At 60.4% G+C, this 17,593-nt stretch carries 18 protein-coding genes; 10 read left to right on the plus strand and 8 right to left on the minus strand.

Annotated elements, in window-relative coordinates:
• Positions 1-7: 7 nt before the first annotated feature.
• The 6 genes from ACM5SV_RS28935 to ACM5SV_RS28960 all read left to right on the plus strand — a co-directional run bounded on the left by ACM5SV_RS28935 (position 8) and on the right by ACM5SV_RS28960 (position 5,398).
• Positions 8-931: an ABC transporter permease subunit gene (locus ACM5SV_RS28935; RefSeq protein WP_012758514.1), complete on the plus strand. Its 924-nt coding sequence runs from the start codon at positions 8-10 to the stop codon at positions 929-931.
• Complete coding sequence (locus tag ACM5SV_RS28940) at positions 928-1,845, plus strand: ABC transporter permease (RefSeq protein WP_003561446.1); 918 nt, start codon at positions 928-930, stop codon at positions 1,843-1,845. The genes ACM5SV_RS28935 and ACM5SV_RS28940 overlap by 4 nt, the downstream gene beginning before the upstream one ends.
• Positions 1,846-2,838 (plus strand): ABC transporter ATP-binding protein, encoded by a 993-nt coding sequence (locus ACM5SV_RS28945; RefSeq protein WP_012758515.1) that lies wholly within the window; start codon positions 1,846-1,848, stop codon positions 2,836-2,838.
• Positions 2,831-3,817, plus strand: coding sequence for an ABC transporter ATP-binding protein (locus ACM5SV_RS28950; RefSeq protein WP_012758516.1), 987 nt, complete (start codon positions 2,831-2,833; stop codon positions 3,815-3,817). The genes ACM5SV_RS28945 and ACM5SV_RS28950 overlap by 8 nt, the downstream gene beginning before the upstream one ends.
• Positions 3,818-3,983: 166 nt before the next feature.
• A complete protein-coding gene (locus ACM5SV_RS28955) occupies positions 3,984-4,325 on the plus strand; it encodes a hypothetical protein (RefSeq protein ID WP_012758517.1) in 342 nt (113 codons plus the stop codon).
• Between the two features lie 152 nt (positions 4,326-4,477).
• A complete protein-coding gene (locus ACM5SV_RS28960; RefSeq protein ID WP_012758518.1) occupies positions 4,478-5,398 on the plus strand; it encodes a sugar kinase in 921 nt (306 codons plus the stop codon).
• Positions 5,399-5,525: 127 nt separating this feature from the next.
• Here ACM5SV_RS28960 and gstI read toward each other — a convergent pair whose 3' ends face one another.
• Complete coding sequence (gstI, locus tag ACM5SV_RS28965) at positions 5,526-5,717, minus strand: glutamine synthetase translation inhibitor GstI (RefSeq protein ID WP_017994859.1); 192 nt, start codon at positions 5,715-5,717, stop codon at positions 5,526-5,528.
• A gap of 189 nt (positions 5,718-5,906) precedes the next feature.
• Positions 5,907-6,125 carry a hypothetical protein gene (locus ACM5SV_RS28970; protein WP_128407438.1) on the minus strand — a complete coding sequence of 73 codons (219 nt, stop codon included), beginning with the start codon at positions 6,123-6,125 and terminating at the stop codon, positions 5,907-5,909.
• 24 nt (positions 6,126-6,149) lie between these two features.
• On the opposite strand from ACM5SV_RS28970, the gene ACM5SV_RS28975 reads away from it, so the two are divergent.
• Together ACM5SV_RS28975 and ACM5SV_RS28980 are read left to right on the plus strand one after the other, a co-directional pair.
• Complete coding sequence (locus ACM5SV_RS28975) at positions 6,150-7,190, plus strand: glutamine synthetase beta-grasp domain-containing protein (protein WP_012758520.1); 1,041 nt, start codon at positions 6,150-6,152, stop codon at positions 7,188-7,190.
• Between the two features lie 239 nt (positions 7,191-7,429).
• The gene (locus ACM5SV_RS28980; RefSeq protein WP_012758521.1) at positions 7,430-8,611 is read left to right on the plus strand and encodes a glycosyltransferase family 4 protein; all 1,182 of its coding nucleotides are present in this window, start codon (positions 7,430-7,432) and stop codon (positions 8,609-8,611) included.
• Positions 8,612-8,617: 6 nt separating this feature from the next.
• Here ACM5SV_RS28980 and ACM5SV_RS28985 read toward each other — a convergent pair whose 3' ends face one another.
• Complete coding sequence (locus ACM5SV_RS28985) at positions 8,618-9,631, minus strand: alpha/beta hydrolase (protein ID WP_128407436.1); 1,014 nt, start codon at positions 9,629-9,631, stop codon at positions 8,618-8,620.
• A 161-nt stretch (positions 9,632-9,792) separates the two neighbouring features.
• Between ACM5SV_RS28985 and ACM5SV_RS28990 the strand changes: the two genes are divergently transcribed.
• Positions 9,793-10,230 carry a MarR family winged helix-turn-helix transcriptional regulator gene (locus ACM5SV_RS28990; RefSeq protein ID WP_012758523.1) on the plus strand — a complete coding sequence of 146 codons (438 nt, stop codon included), beginning with the start codon at positions 9,793-9,795 and terminating at the stop codon, positions 10,228-10,230.
• Between the two features lie 296 nt (positions 10,231-10,526).
• On the opposite strand, the gene der is transcribed toward ACM5SV_RS28990, so the two are convergent.
• The 3 genes from der to ACM5SV_RS29005 form a co-directional block, all read right to left on the minus strand.
• Positions 10,527-11,951, minus strand: coding sequence for a ribosome biogenesis GTPase Der (der, locus tag ACM5SV_RS28995; RefSeq protein WP_012758524.1), 1,425 nt, complete (start codon positions 11,949-11,951; stop codon positions 10,527-10,529).
• A gap of 18 nt (positions 11,952-11,969) precedes the next feature.
• Positions 11,970-12,653 (minus strand): tetratricopeptide repeat protein, encoded by a 684-nt coding sequence (locus tag ACM5SV_RS29000; RefSeq protein WP_017994862.1) that lies wholly within the window; start codon positions 12,651-12,653, stop codon positions 11,970-11,972.
• Positions 12,654-12,970: 317 nt separating this feature from the next.
• A complete protein-coding gene (locus ACM5SV_RS29005; protein WP_222014235.1) occupies positions 12,971-13,555 on the minus strand; it encodes an NnrU family protein in 585 nt (194 codons plus the stop codon).
• A gap of 121 nt (positions 13,556-13,676) precedes the next feature.
• Here ACM5SV_RS29005 and ACM5SV_RS29010 point away from each other — a divergent pair, with 121 nt between their 5' ends.
• Positions 13,677-14,663, plus strand: coding sequence for a polysaccharide deacetylase (locus ACM5SV_RS29010; protein ID WP_221990164.1), 987 nt, complete (start codon positions 13,677-13,679; stop codon positions 14,661-14,663).
• Positions 14,664-14,934: 271 nt separating this feature from the next.
• On the opposite strand, the gene sbmA is transcribed toward ACM5SV_RS29010, so the two are convergent.
• Positions 14,935-16,200, minus strand: coding sequence for a peptide antibiotic transporter SbmA (gene sbmA, locus ACM5SV_RS29015; RefSeq protein WP_017994865.1), 1,266 nt, complete (start codon positions 16,198-16,200; stop codon positions 14,935-14,937).
• Positions 16,201-16,324: 124 nt separating this feature from the next.
• A complete protein-coding gene (locus ACM5SV_RS29020; protein WP_017994866.1) occupies positions 16,325-17,509 on the minus strand; it encodes a YbfB/YjiJ family MFS transporter in 1,185 nt (394 codons plus the stop codon).
• Between the last annotated feature and the right edge of the window lie 84 nt (positions 17,510-17,593).

Raw genomic sequence — 17,593 nt, forward strand, 5'->3', positions numbered from 1 at the left:
CACGATCATGATCAAATACGCACTCCGTCGCCTGCTGTCGACGATCCCCGTCATGTGGATCGCCGTGACAGCCTCGTTTTTTGTTTTGCGCCTTGCCCCCGGCGGCCCTTTCGATGGCGAAAGGCCATTGCCGCCGGTGATCCTGAAGAACCTTGCGATCCACTACAATCTCGATAAGCCGCTCATCCAGCAGTACCTGATCTATGTCGGTGACCTGCTCCGGGGCGATCTCGGTCCCTCCTTCGCGAGTGAGGATTTCACAGTCGCCCAGCAGATCATGATCGGTCTGCCCTACACCTTCACCATCGGTACGGCTGCCTTCCTGATTGCCATCATTGTCGGCGTGGCCGTCGGCTGTCTCGGGGCGCTCTATCAGAACAAGGCACCGGATTATATTCTGGGCGCGCTCATTCTGGTGGGCGTCGTGCTACCGAACTTCCTGATTGCGCCCATCCTGCAGCTCGTCTTCGGCATCCATCTCGCGTGGTTTCCGGTCGGCGGCTGGGGTGACGGCTCGATCAAATACCTCATCCTGCCGATCGTCGTTCTGGCGCTGCCGCATGCCGGCCGTATCTCGCGCATCACGCGCGGCTCGATGATCGAGGTGATGAATCAGAATTTCATTCGCACCGCCAAGGCCAAAGGCATCGGCCCCCGCCTGACGGTCATGCGCCACGCGCTGAAGCCAGCGCTGATGCCTGTCGTCTCCTATCTGGGTCCAGCAGCAAGTTACCTTCTCACCGGCTCGCTGGTTGTCGAGAGCATCTTCGGATTGCCCGGCATCGGCCGCTATTTCGTCAACGCAGCGCTGAACCGCGATTACGGCATGGTTCTCGGCACGGTCATCTTCTACATGGTGCTGATCGTGTTCCTGAACCTTCTCGTCGATATCGCCTATGCCTGGCTCGATCCGAAAGTGAGAAACCGATGATCCTCAACCCCGCAAAGCGAGAATTGCTCGCCCAGGAACTGCTGGAGGCGGAAGGCCTTGCGCCCGAAAGCCGCTCGCTCACCAAGGATGCCTTGCGTCGCCTCGGGCGCAACAAGGCGGCCGTCCTGTCGATCGTCGTCCTGACGCTTTTGATCCTCGTCGCCTTCATCGGCCCCTGGTTCATTCCCTTCAACTATGAGGATCCTGATTGGGCGGCTTTCCGCATACCCCCCTCGATCGAAACCGGCCACTATTTCGGCACCGACCCGAACGGCCGCGACCTTCTCGCCCGCGTCCTTTACGGCACCCGCGTCTCGCTGGCGGTGGCGCTGACGGCGACCGTCGTCTCCGTCTTCATCGGCGTGCTCTACGGTGCGGTATCGGGTTATATCGGCGGCAGGCTGGATGCGATCATGATGCGCTTCGTCGATATCATGTATGCGCTTCCCTATATCCTCTTCGTCATCCTGCTGATGGTGATCTTCGGCCGCAACGTCTATCTGCTGTTTGCCGCCATCGGCGCGCTGGAATGGCTGACGATGGCCCGCATCGTGCGTGGCCAGACGCTGTCGATCAAGCATCGCGAATTCATCGAAGCGGCCCGCGCATCCGGACAGCGGCCGTTCAAGATCATCATCAAGCACATCATCCCGAACCTCGTCGGCCCGGTGGTGATTTTCGCGGCGCTGACGGTGCCTGAGATCATTGCCACCGAAAGCTTCCTTTCCTATCTCGGCTTCGGCGTGCAGGAACCGCTGACCTCGCTCGGCACGCTGATCGCCGAGGGGACCGATGCCATGGAAAGCATGCCGTGGCTGCTGGTCTTCCCGGCGAGCTTTCTTGTGGCGCTGCTGCTCAGCCTGCTCTTCATCGGCGACGGGCTGCGCGACGCGTTCGACCCGAAGGATCGTTAAATGACGGATACCCTCCTCGAACTCAAAGACTACTCGATCACCTTCAAGACGCCGGATGGAGAAGTGAAGGCGGTCTCGAACATGAACCTGACGGTCAAGCGCGGCGAGCGCATCGCCATCGTCGGCGAATCCGGCTCCGGCAAGAGTCAGACCTTCCTCGGCATCATGGGCCTGCTCGCCAAGAACGGCAAAACGACGGGACAGGCGCTGCTCGAAGGCAAGGACGTGCTGGCGCTGAAACCGCGCGAGCTCGACCAGATCCGCGGCAAAGACATGGCGATGGTCTTCCAGGACCCGATGACGGCGCTCAATCCAACGCTGAAGATCTCCCGGCAGCTGACGGAGCAGCTCGAGGTTCACGGCGGGCTGACGGCGCGCGCCGCATCCGCCGCCGCACTCGATATGCTGAAACGCGTTGGCATCCCCGACCCGACGCGACGCTTCCACCTCTACCCGCATGAGCTCTCCGGCGGCATGCGACAGCGCATCGTCATCGCCATGGCGCTGCTCACCCGGCCGAAGCTGTTGATCGCCGACGAACCGACAACGGCCCTCGACGTCACCATCCAGGCACAGATCCTCGACCTCTTCAACGATCTGACGGCGGAGATGAACACGGCGCTGATCATGATCACCCACGATCTCGGCGTCGTTGCCGGCCTCGCCGACCGCGTCGCCGTCATGTATGCCGGTCGCATCGTCGAGGAAGCGCCGGTCGATGAACTCTTCGACAATCCGGCCCATCCCTATACCGCAGCACTGCATGCCTCGATCCCACGCCCTGACCAGGATGTCGACGACCTCGTCGTCATCCCCGGCCGTCCGCCGAACCTGCAGCACCTGCCGAAGGGCTGCAATTTCTCGCCGCGCTGTTCGCAGGTCCAGGACGATTGCATCGACCGACCGCCGCCGCTCGAAACGCTGGCGCCGCACCATTGCGCCGCCTGTTACCACCCCTTCCCGCGTCGCGAGGAGCTGCTGAACCATGGCTGAACGATCGCTTCTAAGGGTCGAGAACCTGACGACCCAATTCGAACTGCCAGCCAAAGGCCTCTTCAAGCCGCCGATCTTCCTGACCGCCGTCAACAATGTCAGCTTCGACCTCAGCGAAGGCCGCACGCTCGGCATCGTCGGTGAATCCGGTTGCGGCAAGTCCACGCTCGGCCGCTCCATCCTGCGGCTGTTGAAGTCGCAGAAGGGCCGTATCCTCTGGCAGGGCCGCAACCTTCTCGACCTGTCGGACGAGGAAATGCGCGCCGCCCGCCGCGACATGCAGATCATCTTCCAGGATCCGATCGCCTCGCTCGACCCGCGCATGACTGTTGGAGATATCATCGCCGAGCCGCTTACCGTCTTCGAGCCGAAGCTATCAAGGGCCGAGCGCACCGAGCGTGTTCGCGAGATCATGACCGCCGTCGGCCTGGTGCCGGAAATGATCAACCGCTATCCGCACGAATTCTCCGGCGGCCAGGCGCAGCGCATAGGCATCGCCCGCGCGGTCGTCACCAAACCGAAGCTCATCATCTGCGACGAGCCGGTTTCGGCCCTCGACGTCTCGATCCAGGGTCAGGTCATCACGCTTCTGCGCAAGCTGCGCAAGGAATTCGGCCTGACGCTGATCTTCATCAGCCACGACCTCTCCGTCGTGCGCCTGATCTCAGACGATGTGCTGGTGCTCTATCTCGGCAGGGTGGTGGAAGCCGGCGACTGCGCCACCGTCTTCGATCATCCCGCCCATCCCTATACGCAGGCGCTCTTCTCCGCTGCGCCGATCCCGGATCCGAAGCTTGCGCGCCTGCGCACCCGCATCCGCCTGCAGGGTGACCCACCCTCGCCGCTCAACCCGCCGAAAGGCTGCGTCTTCTCACCGCGCTGCTGGAAGGCGACCGACATCTGTCGCACCGAAATGCCGCCGACAGAGGAGGTCCGCCCCGGCCAGAAGGCCGCCTGTTATCATATGGACAGGCCATGAATGGAACGACGGTCGCGCAAGCGGCCGTCACCTCATAAGGATACCCAGTGCGCCATCCGTTTCGGGCGAAGCAGACTTATTTTGGGTCTAAAGACCCCAATAAGAAAGCTTTTATAAGCATGTGCTATCCCATTTCGGCCTAATCGCAAGCCAGGGGAACGCATATATGAAATCGAAAATATCAGGTGTAATCGCACTTACCGCGGCCATGATTGCCGTCTCCGCGGTTTCATCGCATGCCGAAGATCTGACGTTCAAGCTCATCAACGGAACGAACTCCGTCCTGACGCACTTCTACAGCTCGCCGACCGGCGTCGACGACTGGGAAGAAGACGTCTTCGGCGAGAACGTTCTCGATCCGGACGAAACCATGGATATCACCATCGCCGACGGCCGCACCGTCTGCAAATACGACATGCGCTTCGAATTCGAGGAAGGGTCAAACCTCGAAACCACCGAAGATACGCAGGATCTTTGCGCGATGGGCAGCTACACCATCCACGAATAGATCATAAGAGCCCGCCTTCGCCTCGTCCGTGAAGGCGGGTTTACATATCTGGTGATATCGACGCTTGTCACTCCGCCCGGCTCCGCGTATCAGCGAATGAAGACTAGCGCGTCCTGTTGGACACGCGGGGCTCCAAATGCCGGGAGGACAAGGTGAGCAGACGGTTTCTATCGATCGGTGAATGCATGGTGGAACTCTCGCAGGCAGGCGATGGTCTGCTGCGCAAGGGCTTTGCCGGCGATACCTTCAATACCGCCTGGTATGCCCGCGCCTGCCTTGCCGCCGACTGGTCGGTCGACTACTTCACCGCCCTCGGTGACGACGCCATGTCGGACGAGATGCTGGCCTTCATCGACACATCAGGCATCGGCACGAGCCTCATCCGCCGCATCAAGGGCAGGACGCCCGGCCTCTATATGATCAATCTGAAGAACGGCGAACGTTCCTTCAGCTACTGGCGCGACAGCTCGGCTGCCCGCAGCTTGGCGGCTGATCCGGACCGCCTGCGCGAGGCGGTGGAGAGCGCTGCCGTCATCTATTTCTCCGGCATCACCCTTGCCATTCTGCCCCAGGAGGATGCCGAGACTTTGCTTGCAGAAGTCCGTCGCGCCAAGGCCGCCGGCAAGCTCGTCGTCTTCGATCCGAACATCCGCCCGCGCCTCTGGTCGAGCTACGACGTGATGCACACGACGATCAGCGAAGGCGCCCGCTCCTCCGTGCTCGTCATGCCGAGCTTCGACGACGAGGCGGCCCATTTCGGCGATGATTCCATCGAGGCGACGATCCATCGCTATCGCGCACTGGGTGCCGTCGATATCGTCGTCAAGAACGGCGCTGACGGTGTCACGATGAATTTTGCCGGCGAGCAAACCTTCGTTCCGGCCGAAAAAGTGGAGAAGGTGGTCGACACAACCAGCGCCGGCGACAGCTTCAACGGCGCCTTTCTCGCACGATATCTCGAAGCAGGCGATGCGCCTGCCGCCACCCGCTTCGCAGCAAAGGTTGCTGCCCGCGTCGTCAGCGAACATGGTGCATTGGTCGTAAGGGAAAAGCTTGGATTGGACCGCGGCTAAAGCGGCGCGGTCTTTCAGATTCGCTTAGCGCAACATGCTTTTACGCCGCCCATGGTGACGCAGTCTGAACGCCATGTGTAGGCGCTCCCTGCCTTATCGGCATCGTGTGCCCCGCTGCCAGGGGAAATCAGGACTTCGTCGGTCGATCGGACTCGCGAACTGCCTCGTCATGGTACCAGCAGCTGTCGAGCGCTGCATCGCAGACGGCTGCTGCCTCGCGCTCCATCAGCTTGGCGCGTTCGAACCGGTTGGCGTTTCGTATCGCCTTAGCGGGAAACTGGTAGATCGTCGCGGATTCACGATGGAAACCGGTGGGCATGAGATCGCCTCCATTCAGTTCGGCGCATCAACATTTCAGGACCACCTACATAGCACAATGCACATAGTTTATGCAAATTGCATAAAATAAGGGCAATGTTACAATTGTAATCGGTCGGTATGCTGTCTCGGCTAAAAGCTTCCGATAATTTGTTTAACACTTCATCATTTCAGCTTAACGCCGCAATTTTCATCCGGTTCCAGACGGAAAAAGCGCGTTTTGATGGGCAATACCGCCGGTGAGCGTTAAAAACGGCCCGATTTTCCAAAAGCTAAAAAACCGACAGACATGCTGACTCGCGATTTTTCTTTCGAGCCGCGCCAAAACTGGCACGCTACGTGCTTTTAAAGCATCATCCCTGGCGGTCGGATGCGCTTGCGCGCCGAGATCACCTCCGGATTTGCTCACCTTCGTAGCATTGAGAGAGTCACGATGACAAAATATAAGCTCGAGTATATTTGGCTCGATGGGTACACTCCGGTACCGAACCTGCGTGGCAAGACGCAGATCAAGGAATTCGACGTATTCCCGACGCTGGAACAGCTTCCGCTCTGGGGCTTTGACGGCTCCTCGACGCAGCAGGCCGAAGGCCGCAGCTCCGATTGCGTGCTGAAGCCGGTCGCCATCTATCCCGACCCGGCCCGTACCAACGGCGCTCTCGTCATGTGCGAAGTCATGATGCCGGATGGCGTCACGCCGCACGCATCGAATGCCCGCGCCACCATCCTTGACGACGAAGACGCCTGGTTCGGCTTCGAGCAGGAATATTTCTTCTACCAGAACGGCCGTCCGCTCGGCTTCCCTGAGCAGGGCTACCCCGCTCCGCAGGGCCCGTACTACACCGGCGTCGGCTATTCGAACGTCGGCGACGTTGCCCGCGAAATCGTCGAAGAGCATCTCGACCTCTGCCTCGCTGCCGGCATCAACCACGAAGGCATCAATGCTGAAGTGGCCAAGGGCCAGTGGGAATTCCAGATTTTCGGCAAGGGCTCCAAGAAGGCCGCCGACCAGATCTGGATGGCACGCTACCTCTTGCAGCGCCTGACCGAAAAGTACGGCATCGACATCGAGTATCACTGCAAGCCGCTCGGCGATACCGACTGGAACGGCTCGGGCATGCATTGCAACTTCTCGACCAAATACATGCGCGAAGTCGGCGGCAAGGCCTATTTCGAAGCGCTGATGGCGCAGTTCGAAAAGAACCTGATGGACCACATCAGCGTCTACGGTCCTGACAACGACAAGCGCCTGACCGGCAAACACGAAACGGCACCGTGGAACAAGTTCTCCTACGGCGTTGCCGACCGTGGTGCTTCGGTCCGCGTGCCGCACTCCTTCGTCAAGAACGACTACAAGGGCTATCTGGAAGACCGCCGCCCGAACTCGCAGGGCTGCCCCTACCAGATCGCTTCGCAGGTTCTGAAGACGATCTCGGAAGTTCCGACAGCAAGCTCGGCTTCCGCTGCCGCTTGACCTCCCAAACGGCGCCGGTCCACGACCGGCGCCATCGTTCTTTATGCATGAAAACCGCGATCGACCGCTGACATATTCGCGGGTATCGAGCCGCTAAAGCCCTGCAATCCTTGCAATATGGGCTGTAATATTTCCATCATGGTCATGCCTCAAAATAGAGAAGCGGGAATCGCCGTTCCGGAACCCCGCTTTGGGGTTGAGCGTTGGCATATCACTGCGACGCGGATGGAAATCGTGACATGCTGCAACGTCCGGCAAACACTTATAGCTGCGAGAGCTGGGCCAATGCCGCAGCCGCCGGAAACCTGCCCGAAAGGCTGGTGATCGTCACCGATGCCTGGCACCCGCAGGTCAACGGCGTCGTTCGCTCGATCGAGAACACCAACCGCGAACTGGCGAAGATGGGCGTCGAGGTTTCGATGGTGACGCCGGAGCGCTTCAACAGCATCCCCTGCCCAACTTATCCCGAGATCCGCCTATCGATCGCCAATTACCACCGCATCGCCCGCGAGATCGAAAAGCACAATCCCTCCTACGTGCATATTGCCACCGAAGGTCCGCTGGGGCTGACCGCCCGCCGCTGGTGCCTGAGGAACCGCATGCCGTTTTCGACGAGCTACCACACCCGCTTCCCGGAATACGTCTCCGCGCGCCTGCCGATACCGAAGAGCTGGCTCTATTCCTTCGTCCGCTGGTTCCACAATGGCGGCGCTGGCTGCATGGTGGCGACACCGAGCCTTGCCCGTGAACTGTCGGAAAAGGGCATCCGCAACCTCATGCCCTGGAGCCGCGGCATCGACGCCACGCAGTTCCGTCCGATGGCGCTCGAGGAAAACCCGTTCGGCTTGGCGCGTCCGATCTTCATGACCGTCGGCCGCGTGGCGCTGGAAAAGAACCTGCCGGCCTTCCTCGATCTCGACCTGCCGGGTTCCAAGGTCGTCGTCGGCGACGGCCCGGCGCGCGCCGAACTCGAGAAGCAATATTCCGACGTCTTCTTCGCGGGCGTGCAGTTCGGCGAGGACCTGGCGAAAACCTATGCCCAGGCCGACGTCTTTGTCTTTCCCTCGCTCACCGATACCTTCGGCAACACCATCCTCGAAGCACTGGCATCGGGCGTGCCGGTCGCAGCCTATCCGGTCACCGGCCCGCTCGACATCATTGGCGATGACAGCGAGGTCGGGGCGCTCGACCAGAACCTGCAGGCCGCCTGCCTTGCCGCCCTCTCCGCCTCGCGCGGCAAGGCGCGTGAACTCGCCATGCAATATTCCTGGGAAGCAGCGACGCTGCAGTTCATCAACAATATCCGCGCCGCCAATGGCGTCATCACGCCGAAATGGAAGAAGGCCTGGCAGTTTGCCAAATCACTTCCAAGAAGCAGAAAGCCCGGCGAAACCGCCAGGCCCCTCCCGTCTGCAGACTGATTGATTTTACTTGTGCAGGGCGCTGCGAAGCGTGTCGTTCGCGACCGCAATCGCGCTGCGCGCGGCAGGCGTTTCGGCAATCGCGTTCAGCAGCACGAAATCGTGGATCGTGCCGTTGTATCGCATCGACGTGACCTTAACGCCGGCCTGGCTGAGCTTGCGGGCATAGGCCTCACCCTCGTCGCGCAGCACGTCGTTTTCGTCAACGATGACCAGCGCCGGCGGCAGGCCGTTCAACTGCTCCAGCGACGCCTGCAGCGGTGAGGCCGTCGGCTCCTTGCGCTTGGTCTCGTCGGGCAGATAGGCGTTCCAGAACCACTTCATCGCTTCCTTGGTCAGCCACGGCCCATCGGCGAACTGGTTGTAGGACCCATTGTCGAAATTGGCGTCGGTGACGGGGTAGAACAGCACCTGCTGGTCGATGGCAGGACCGCCGCGTTCCTTGGCAAGCAGCGTCACCACCGCCGCCATGTTGCCGCCGACGCTATCGCCTGCGACCGCGAGCCTGGAGGCATCGACCTTGAACTCCTTGGCATGCTCGGCGACATATTTGGTCGCAGCATAAGCCTGCTCGATGGCAACGGGATAACGGGCTTCCGGCGAGCGCTCGTAGTCGACGAAGACGACGGCGGCATCGGCGCCGTTGGCGATCTCGCGCACCAGCCGGTCATGCGTATCCGCATCGCCCAGCACCCAGCCGCCGCCATGGAAATAAAGAATGACCGGTAGCGTGCCCGTGGCATGCTCCGGGCGGACAATGCGCAGCTTGATGCTGCCTGTCGGACCAGCCTTGATGACCTTGTCCTCTCCCCTAGCAGCAAGCCTCTTCACATCGCCCTTCTGCGCGCCGGCCAGCACATTGCGGGCATCGGCCGGCGACAGCGTGTAGATCGGCTTGCCGCCGGCAAGCCCGTCGATGAATTTCTGCGTTGTCGGTTCGAGTACCGGATCGGCAAGCGCGCCAACGGCGGAGGCTGCGAGCAGTGCTGCTGCGGAAACGGTGGTCTTGATGGTCGACATTGTCTTGTCCTCTCGGTTTCGATGTTCGTCGTGAACACAGCTTTTATATCGCGCACGATTCTTTATCGGGCAATTTAAATCTTCGCATGCCTGCTATGCATAAAAGGCGCTTACGATTCTTTATCGCACGATATAGATTCTGTCAGTTTTGGAGATATCCCATGCAGGATCAGCTGAAGCTCAACAACTTCATCTGCTTCGCCGTCTATACGGCAAGCCACGCACTGAACCGCGTCTACAAGCCGCTGCTCGACACGCTCGGCCTCACCTATCCGCAATATCTGGCGATGGTTTCGCTCTGGGAACAGGACGGCCAGACCGTCGGCGGCTTGGGTGAAAAACTCTTCCTCGAATCGAGCACGCTGACCCCGCTGCTCAAACGCCTGGAAACCGCTGGTTATGTCAGACGCGAACGCAGCCGGGAGGACGAACGCGTCGTCGTCATCCGCCTAAGCGAAGAAGGCATTCGCCTGAAGGAAAAGGCGATCGGCATCCCGGGCTGCATCGCCGCTGCCAGCGGTCGCGATGCAGTCGACCTCACCCGCCTCCAGGCCGAGATCGTGGCGCTGCGTGAAGCGCTGAATCGAAGCGTGGTTTAGCTGCTAACCGGACTGGTATCACAGTGCTTGTGATACCCCCTCTGCCCTGCCGGGGCCTGGGGGTCGAGCCACGGGTCTCGACCCGTCCTTCGGCCCCCACAGGTGGGGAGATCAGATGGACGTTCGGCTTCCCAAACAATTACCGTTTGGCGATCAGAACACCGATAGAGAGCGTTGAGCGTTCGCCTCCTGCCGATCTCCCCCTTGTGGGGGAGATGCCCGACAGGGCAGAGGGCGGTTGCCACGCGGCACACCCAAACTCCACAAAACGCTACCAATCAGCGCCAACCCCAGCCCTACGTCCGCCTCTTCTTGCCTTCGAACGGATTTTCAGGCGAGCGGAAGTGGATGCGAATCGGCACGCTCGGCATGTCGAAATCCGCGCGCAACCCGTTGATCAGATAGCGTGTATAAGATTCCGGCAGCGCATCCGACCGGGTGCAGGAGATCATGAAGGCCGGCGGGCGGGCCTTGACCTGCGTCATATATTTCAGCTTGATGCGGCGGCCGGAAACGGCCGGTGGCGGATGCTGGATCTGCTGCGTCTCCAGCCAGCGGTTGAGCCGCGCCGTCGAGATACGCTTGTTCCAGACCTTGTCAGTATCGATGATCGCCTGCATCAGCTTGTCGAGCCCCCAGCCGGTCTGGCCGGAGATCGGCACGGCGCGGATGCCGCGCGCCTGCGGCAGCAGCCGGTCGGTCTTTTCGCGCAGATCCGCAAGCACCGCCTGCCGATCTTCGATCATGTCCCATTTGTTGAAGGCGAGCACGGCGGCACGGCCTTCGCGCAGCACGAGGTCGACGATCTGCAGATCCTGCTTTTCGAAGGGGATCGTTGCATCGAAGACGATGACGACGGTTTCGGCGAAACGGATGGCGCGCAGCGCATCGGCCACCGAAAGCTTCTCCAGCTTCTCGATCACCCGTGCCTTGCGGCGCATGCCGGCCGTGTCGAACATCTTGATGGTGCGGCCGCGCCAGTCCCATTCGACCGAGATGGAATCGCGGGTGATGCCCGCTTCCGGTCCCGTCAGCAGCCGGTCCTCGCCGAGGAAGCGATTGATCAGCGTCGACTTGCCGGCATTCGGCCGGCCGACGATCGCCACTCTGAGCGGCTTCGTCTCGTCATAGGCCGGCTCTTCGTCCGCGTCGCTGTCTTCGCCTTCCGTCTGCGGAATGTCGACGTCGGTGACGGCGACATCCTCCTTGGTGGGATAGGCCCGGTCCTCGCCGATTGCCGCAACGATCGCATCGCGCAAGTCGAGCATGCCCTGCCCATGTTCGGCCGAAATCGGCGTCGGCTCACCGAGCCCGAGCGTGTAGGCGTCATAGAAGCCGCTGTCGGAACCGCGCGCTTCGGACTTGTTGGCGACAAGCACCACCGGCTTGCCGCGCCGGCGCAGCATTTCGGCAAGGTCGGTATCGACAGGCGTCAATCCGCTCTTGGCGTCGACGACGAAAAGCGAAAGATCCGCCTCGTCGATTGCCGCTTCCGTCTGTGCCCGCATCCGCCCCTGCAGGCTTTCCGCGTCGGCCTCTTCCAGACCGGCCGTGTCGATGATCGTGAAAGTCAGGCCCATTAGCCGAGCATCGCCCGGCCGGCGGTCACGGGTAACACCCGGCGTGTCATCGACAAGCGCCAGCTTTTTGCCCACCAGCCGGTTGAAAAGTGTCGACTTGCCGACATTCGGACGACCGACGATCGCGACCGTGAAACTCATATCTTGTCCTTAACGCGATCAGCCCTGAGCGGCGGGCGCCTTGCCGGATGCGGTAATCAGATCAAGCATCATATGGGCGCGATTGGCAACATTGCGCGGGCTGTCGGTATCGTCGACGATCGACTGGAACCACTGCCGCGCCTGCGCCATGTTGCCGGCTTTGTAAGCGGCAAGGCCGAGTGCCTCGCGCGCCGAATGACGGAAGGCGTTGCCCGGAACGGCCATTTCCTCGATCGCCGCCGAAACCTGTTCGTAAGTGCCGTTCTCGATGAGCAACCAGCCGGCGCGCATCTTGGCGGCATCGCGCACGGCAGCCGGAACGGCATTGTCCTTGCCGATCTCGTTGAAGGCGGTGATTGCCGCGGCGGTATCGCCCTTCTGCACCTGGACGGTCGCGGCCCGCATCCGCGCCAGCACCGGGTATGCGCCATGGCCTTCCTTCTCGAGCTTGTCGAGCGCGGCCAGCGCCTCGTCGTTCTTGTTCTCGTCGGCAAGCTTCATCGCTGCCAGGAACTGATCGCCGGTGCCGGAGGAGCGGTTGTCGTCCCAATAGTCATAGAGAACCTTGCCGGCTGTGCCGGCGACGATCAGAATGGCGACGACGATGATATAGCGGCCGAACCGGCGCCAGACGCCCTTCATCTGGTCAGACCGCAATTCCTCATTGACTTCACGGATGAAGCTGTCGTCGTTGAATGCCATTCTCGTCTCCGGCCGCGGAAATACCCATAACCATGCAAAACGCATATTGTCGGGCCTTCTACTCCATTTTGCCGCCGTTGTAAGGGGGATGCGAAAGATTAGAGCAATTCCAGGAAAAGTGCGAAGCGGGTTTCCCACGCAAAGCGCGAAGTGCTTTTGCCGGGAATTGTATAAAAACAAAAGGTTAGAGCGGTTCTGAGCTTCCATGAAAGCTGAACCGCTCTAAAGCACCGAGCGTCCAACAAGACGCTCTAACACTTTGAATCCGCGTATAATCCTTCCAAAAATCGGAATCGATTTTTGGGGTTATGCGCGGGTCAGATGACGAGCGGCGAAACGCCGATCAACCATTCGTGCAGCTTCCAGATGATCAGCGCCCAGACGACGATGCCGATGATGATGGCATAGAGGTCGTATTTGGCCGAGACGAACGGCCGGAGCGTGATCTCGCCCGCCCGCTGCCGCCGTTTCAGGGAAATGCGCAGGATGACGCCCCAGGCGAGAAAGGCGGCAAACAGCAGGACCGACGACGTCTCACCATTGGCGAGCAGGTGCGCCAGCGCCCAGATCTTCACCGACAGCACCATCGGATGTTTGGTCTTGGTCGCGATATGCCCCGCCGGCAGCAGCGAGGCGACGAGACAGATCATCGCGATCAGCATCAGCGTGATTGCTATATGCGCCATCCAGACCGGTGGATTGTAGAGCATTCCGGTCACCTGCCGCGCCTGCCCGAAGCCGTAGATCAACAGGATCAGCGTGGCGATGCTGGCAATGGAATAGGCCGCCCGCCAGCCCTTCTCGCCGAGGCTTGCGATCATCGAGCGGCGAAAGTCCGGCAACAGCACCCGCACCAAATGCACCCCGAGATAAAGTATGATGCCGACGATAAGCAATGTCATTGCGGATCCCTTCCGTGCCGTTTGTCATGGCTTAGAGCCTGGCGCGAAAAAATGCCAGCGCGACCGCAGCTTCGCCGCAATTCTGTCGGAGGGAAACCGCGAACAAATTGTCGCGGTGCCCATGTCTCGTTCCCTCCTCTCCGCCTGCCTTTCTGTTTCGCTCCTCATTCCGGCAATGGCAGAGGCAGCCGACCGGCCGAAACAGCTCGTCATCATTTCCTTCGACGGCGCCCACGACAACGCACTCTGGCTGAAGAGCCGCGAAATGGCGGCGAAAAACGGCGCCCATTTCACCTATTTCCTTTCCTGCACTTTCCTGATGAACGAGGCGGCGAAGAAGGCCTATCAGGCGCCGCACCAGAAACGCGGAAAATCCAACGTCGGCTTCGCCCAGAGTGACGACGAGATCCGCGAGCGCCTCGGCAATATCTGGCACGCCCATCTCGAAGGACACGACATATCGAGCCATGCCTGCGGCCATTTCGACGGCCGCCTCTGGAGCGAGGCCGACTGGTCGGCCGAATACGCCACCTTCCACGCGACGCTTGAGAATGCCTGGAAGAGTGTCGGCCTCCAGGCGCCGGCCGGCTGGCAGGATTTGGTTGATCACGGCATCAAGGGCTTTCGCGCCCCCTATCTCTCGGCAACTGCGGGCGCCGACATGATCGCCGCCGAAAAGAAGGCAGGCTTCAGCTATGACGCGAGCCTCGTCACCAAAGGCCCTGCCATGCCTGTCGAAGAAGACGGCATCATCCGCTTCGGCCTGCCGCTCATCCCCGAAGGCCCGAGCGAAAAGCCAATCATCGGCATGGACTACAATCTCTTCGTCCGCCATTCCAAGGGCGAGGAAGACACGGCCGATTCCGCGGAATTCGAGGATCGCGCCTATGCCGCCTTCAAGGAAGCTTTCGACAAGCAATATGCCGGCAACCGCATCCCGCTACAGCTCGGTTTCCACTTCGTCGAAATGAACGGCGGCGCCTATTGGCGGGCGCTCGACCGTTTGGTCAGCGACGTCTGCCACCGCACCGACGTCGCCTGCGTCAGCTATTCGGAAGCGATCCCGATGATCGAAGCCCGCGGGAAACTGCAGACGTCAGGTCTTTGATGACGGCTATGGAAATGCTGTAGAGACGGCAAGGTGTCTCCAGATTTCCTTGAACGAGACGGCATGCCGTGCCGCCCCCTCATCTACCTGCCGGCATCTTCTCCCCGCTGGGGAGAAGAGATTCGTTGCGACGCTGCGATTCCCCATTCTACCCACCGGAGGTCCGAAGGACGGGTCGAGACCTGTGGCTCGACCCCGCTCGGTGCCCGACAGGGCGGACGGGTGCCGCCGACGCGAACCTTCCGATCGCTCGCAGAATACCCCCGCTCCATCAGCCGTCGGCGTGAACAATACCCGCCTCACGCTCCAGATAGCGCTGGTCGATCTCAGGCAGCGGCTCGTCGTCGATTGCCGCTTCGAAGGCCTGGAGGCGTTTGTGGATGGAGAGTAGTTCGATGATCGTCGTCCAGGAACTCACGAGGTATTGGAACGAATTGCTGACCTGGCCAAAAGCGGTAGCAATCTGCTGCCATATCCCAAGCGTGATCTTATGCGCGACGAACGTCGGCACCAAAACGAAATAAAGAAATATCGCATCAAGCTGCCCGTATGAATAACGTGCAACATTGAAATAAAGATAATGAAAATACATACGGAAATAGTTTCGCCTGACATTCGAGAACAGCTCGGCGACGGTTACCGGTTGGGCTCTATCTTCATGATCTTCGCCGTAGACGAGTTCTTTGCGATAAGCCGCCTCAACACGTTGGTTGCGAAAATTCAATCCTGGCAGTTTTACGCCGACGACAGCCAGGAGGACGGTGCCTAATACCGACCAACCAAGCGCGAGCCAGACGAGGGAATTCGGAACCGCTCCAAGGATTGGAAGATCGGTTACATGGGCCGATAGCGCTGACAGGATTGGCAGGAAGACGATAAGCGTCATGACCGAGCCGATGAGGCTGACGCCGAGGCCTTCGATGATGTTTGCAAACCGCATCGTGTCTTCCTGGACACGCTGCGACGCTCCTTCGATATGACGAAGTTTCTGCCACTTCGACATGTAGAAATCGTTCATCGCCACGCGCCATCTCAACACATAGTGGTTGATGAGAAATGCAGACGCCACGGACACAATCACGCCCACCGTACCGATCTCCAAGAACTTCAAGATCAAATAATAGAAGTTCTCATTGGTGATGCCCGGTTTTCCGGCAAGTGCATTTTGAAGAAGATCAAAGAAAGGTCCTCGCCAAACATTAATTGCCACATCCATTTGAACGCCGAAATACGTAATGAAAATAATCAGCGCCGATCCCCAGACCGACCATATTTTCCAAGGATGCGCGTGGGCGAGGACGTGCCATACACCGCAGAACAAAGCGGAGCAAAGTATGAAAAATAGATAAAATAGCAAATTGGTAGGTGCGACAAAGAACGCGGCTCCGACTGGCTGTGCATCCTCCGATAGTGGAGGAAAGCCAAGATTGGTCAAAAGGCCAATGCCTGCGAAATACCAAAAGAAAACGCAGGCGAGCGTCCATGCGACCGCGGAGGTGAAAAACAGCTTCGGTCGGGGAAAAAACGAATGAAACACGGGGGGCTTTGCTTTCCTGAACTGTGAGTCTCGGGAGTGTCGTCAACACTGATTGTGCCGGAAACTAAGGCAGTTCCAAGGAAGCAGCAATGGGTTCAGCCGATTGTTACGGAGATGTAACCGGTTAAGCGATTTTCTTGATCACCGGCATTACCAGCGCTGCGCAGGCGACAAGTGCCACGGCGGCGATCATCGTGGGCAGGGTGAAGCTGCCTGTGCGCTCGGCGATCCAGCCGGCAACAACAGGCCCGCCGATCTGGCCAACGCCGAAGGCGGCTGTCATCATCGCCAGGATCCGCCGCGGACTGTCAGGCGAAAGCTTGCGGCCGATCTGCAACCCGTAAGCGGTGATCGCCAGGAACGTCGCCCCGAACAGCGCCCCGCCGATCAACGGTGCGACGGAAGGCGGTAGCGCCACCGTCGCAAACACCCCGGCGGCCTCGACCAGAAGGGCTGCGACATAGACCCCGCCAAGCCCGAGCGGCCTGACCAGAGGCTTCCAGGCAAACAGCGCCACCGCAGCCGTCAGGCCGGCGATGAACCAGCAGAGGAATTCGACGAAGGGTCCCGTTGCAGAAAGACGTGCGATGGTGACGAGGAAGGTCGCGGTGATGACGTAGCCGAAACCGAACAGGCCGTAAGACAGCGTCAGCAGCACCATCGGCCGGCTCCAGATGAGCGGCGGCTCCCTGCCCGCCTGCGCCGATTGCGCCGGCGCCGACGGCAATAGCAGGAAGACGACGACGAGGCTTGCCGCGCAGTAGAGCGCCCCGCCGATCCAGTCGGCCCGCCAACCGCCCGGCCCGTCGTGAAAGCCAAGTCCGATCAGCAACACCATGACCGAAGAAAGCGCAATACCCGCCCCCGGCCCGCCGAAATGTGCCGCCTGCACATGGTCGTTGCCGGCGGCAGCCCCGTGGCTGAGCACGATCGACGAGGTGAAGACCATCGCAAAAGCGCTGGCGATGCCGGCCAGGAAGCGAATGATGGCAAAGACGGCGACAGAATCGGTGGCGGCCATGGCGGCAAGCAGGATCGCGGTTGCCAGCAGCGACAGCAGCGCCACCAGCCGCTCACGTCCGGCCGCCCAGCCATAGGCGGCAAGCACAGCACCGACGAGATAACCGACAAAATTCGCCGATGCGATGAAGCCGGCATCTGCCGCCGAAAGCGGCACACCGCTGATCATACCGGGCAGGATCGGCGTGTAGGAGAAGCGCCCGAAGCCCATGGCAGCAGCCATGGCAACGGCGCCGGCAGCGGCGGTGGAGACGAGGTTCGGTGGGGAGTTTCGGGTGCGGGCGAGCATGCCCGTGTTTATCGCGCTGCAGCACCGGCATCACAATCAAGTAATTCTGATCGATCGATCAATTTCCCGAAACGTCGGAAAATT

The sequence above is a fragment of the Rhizobium sp. CRRU65 genome, assembly GCF_048551595.1.
GTDB lineage: Bacteria > Pseudomonadota > Alphaproteobacteria > Rhizobiales > Rhizobiaceae > Rhizobium > Rhizobium leguminosarum_J.

Bases quoted from the DNA above. Each gene is read 5' to 3' on its own strand.
- ACM5SV_RS29000 (WP_017994862.1), bottom strand. From the start codon at position 12,653: ATGGCATTCAACGACGACAGCTTCATCCGTGAAGTCAATGAGGAATTG.
- ACM5SV_RS29005 (WP_222014235.1), bottom strand. From the start codon at position 13,555: ATGACATTGCTTATCGTCGGCATCATACTTTATCTCGGGGTGCATTTG.
- ACM5SV_RS28945 (WP_012758515.1), top strand. From the start codon at position 1,846: ATGACGGATACCCTCCTCGAACTCAAAGACTACTCGATCACCTTCAAG.
- gstI (WP_017994859.1), bottom strand. From the start codon at position 5,717: ATGCCCACCGGTTTCCATCGTGAATCCGCGACGATCTACCAGTTTCCC.
- ACM5SV_RS28935 (WP_012758514.1), top strand. From the start codon at position 8: ATGATCAAATACGCACTCCGTCGCCTGCTGTCGACGATCCCCGTCATG.
- ACM5SV_RS28955 (WP_012758517.1), top strand. From the start codon at position 3,984: ATGAAATCGAAAATATCAGGTGTAATCGCACTTACCGCGGCCATGATT.
- ACM5SV_RS28940 (WP_003561446.1), top strand. From the start codon at position 928: ATGATCCTCAACCCCGCAAAGCGAGAATTGCTCGCCCAGGAACTGCTG.
- ACM5SV_RS29020 (WP_017994866.1), bottom strand. From the start codon at position 17,509: ATGCTCGCCCGCACCCGAAACTCCCCACCGAACCTCGTCTCCACCGCC.
- der (WP_012758524.1), bottom strand. From the start codon at position 11,951: ATGAGTTTCACGGTCGCGATCGTCGGTCGTCCGAATGTCGGCAAGTCG.
- ACM5SV_RS28990 (WP_012758523.1), top strand. From the start codon at position 9,793: ATGCAGGATCAGCTGAAGCTCAACAACTTCATCTGCTTCGCCGTCTAT.
- ACM5SV_RS28985 (WP_128407436.1), bottom strand. From the start codon at position 9,631: ATGTCGACCATCAAGACCACCGTTTCCGCAGCAGCACTGCTCGCAGCC.
- ACM5SV_RS28980 (WP_012758521.1), top strand. From the start codon at position 7,430: ATGCTGCAACGTCCGGCAAACACTTATAGCTGCGAGAGCTGGGCCAAT.
- ACM5SV_RS29010 (WP_221990164.1), top strand. From the start codon at position 13,677: ATGTCTCGTTCCCTCCTCTCCGCCTGCCTTTCTGTTTCGCTCCTCATT.
- ACM5SV_RS28950 (WP_012758516.1), top strand. From the start codon at position 2,831: ATGGCTGAACGATCGCTTCTAAGGGTCGAGAACCTGACGACCCAATTC.
- ACM5SV_RS28975 (WP_012758520.1), top strand. From the start codon at position 6,150: ATGACAAAATATAAGCTCGAGTATATTTGGCTCGATGGGTACACTCCG.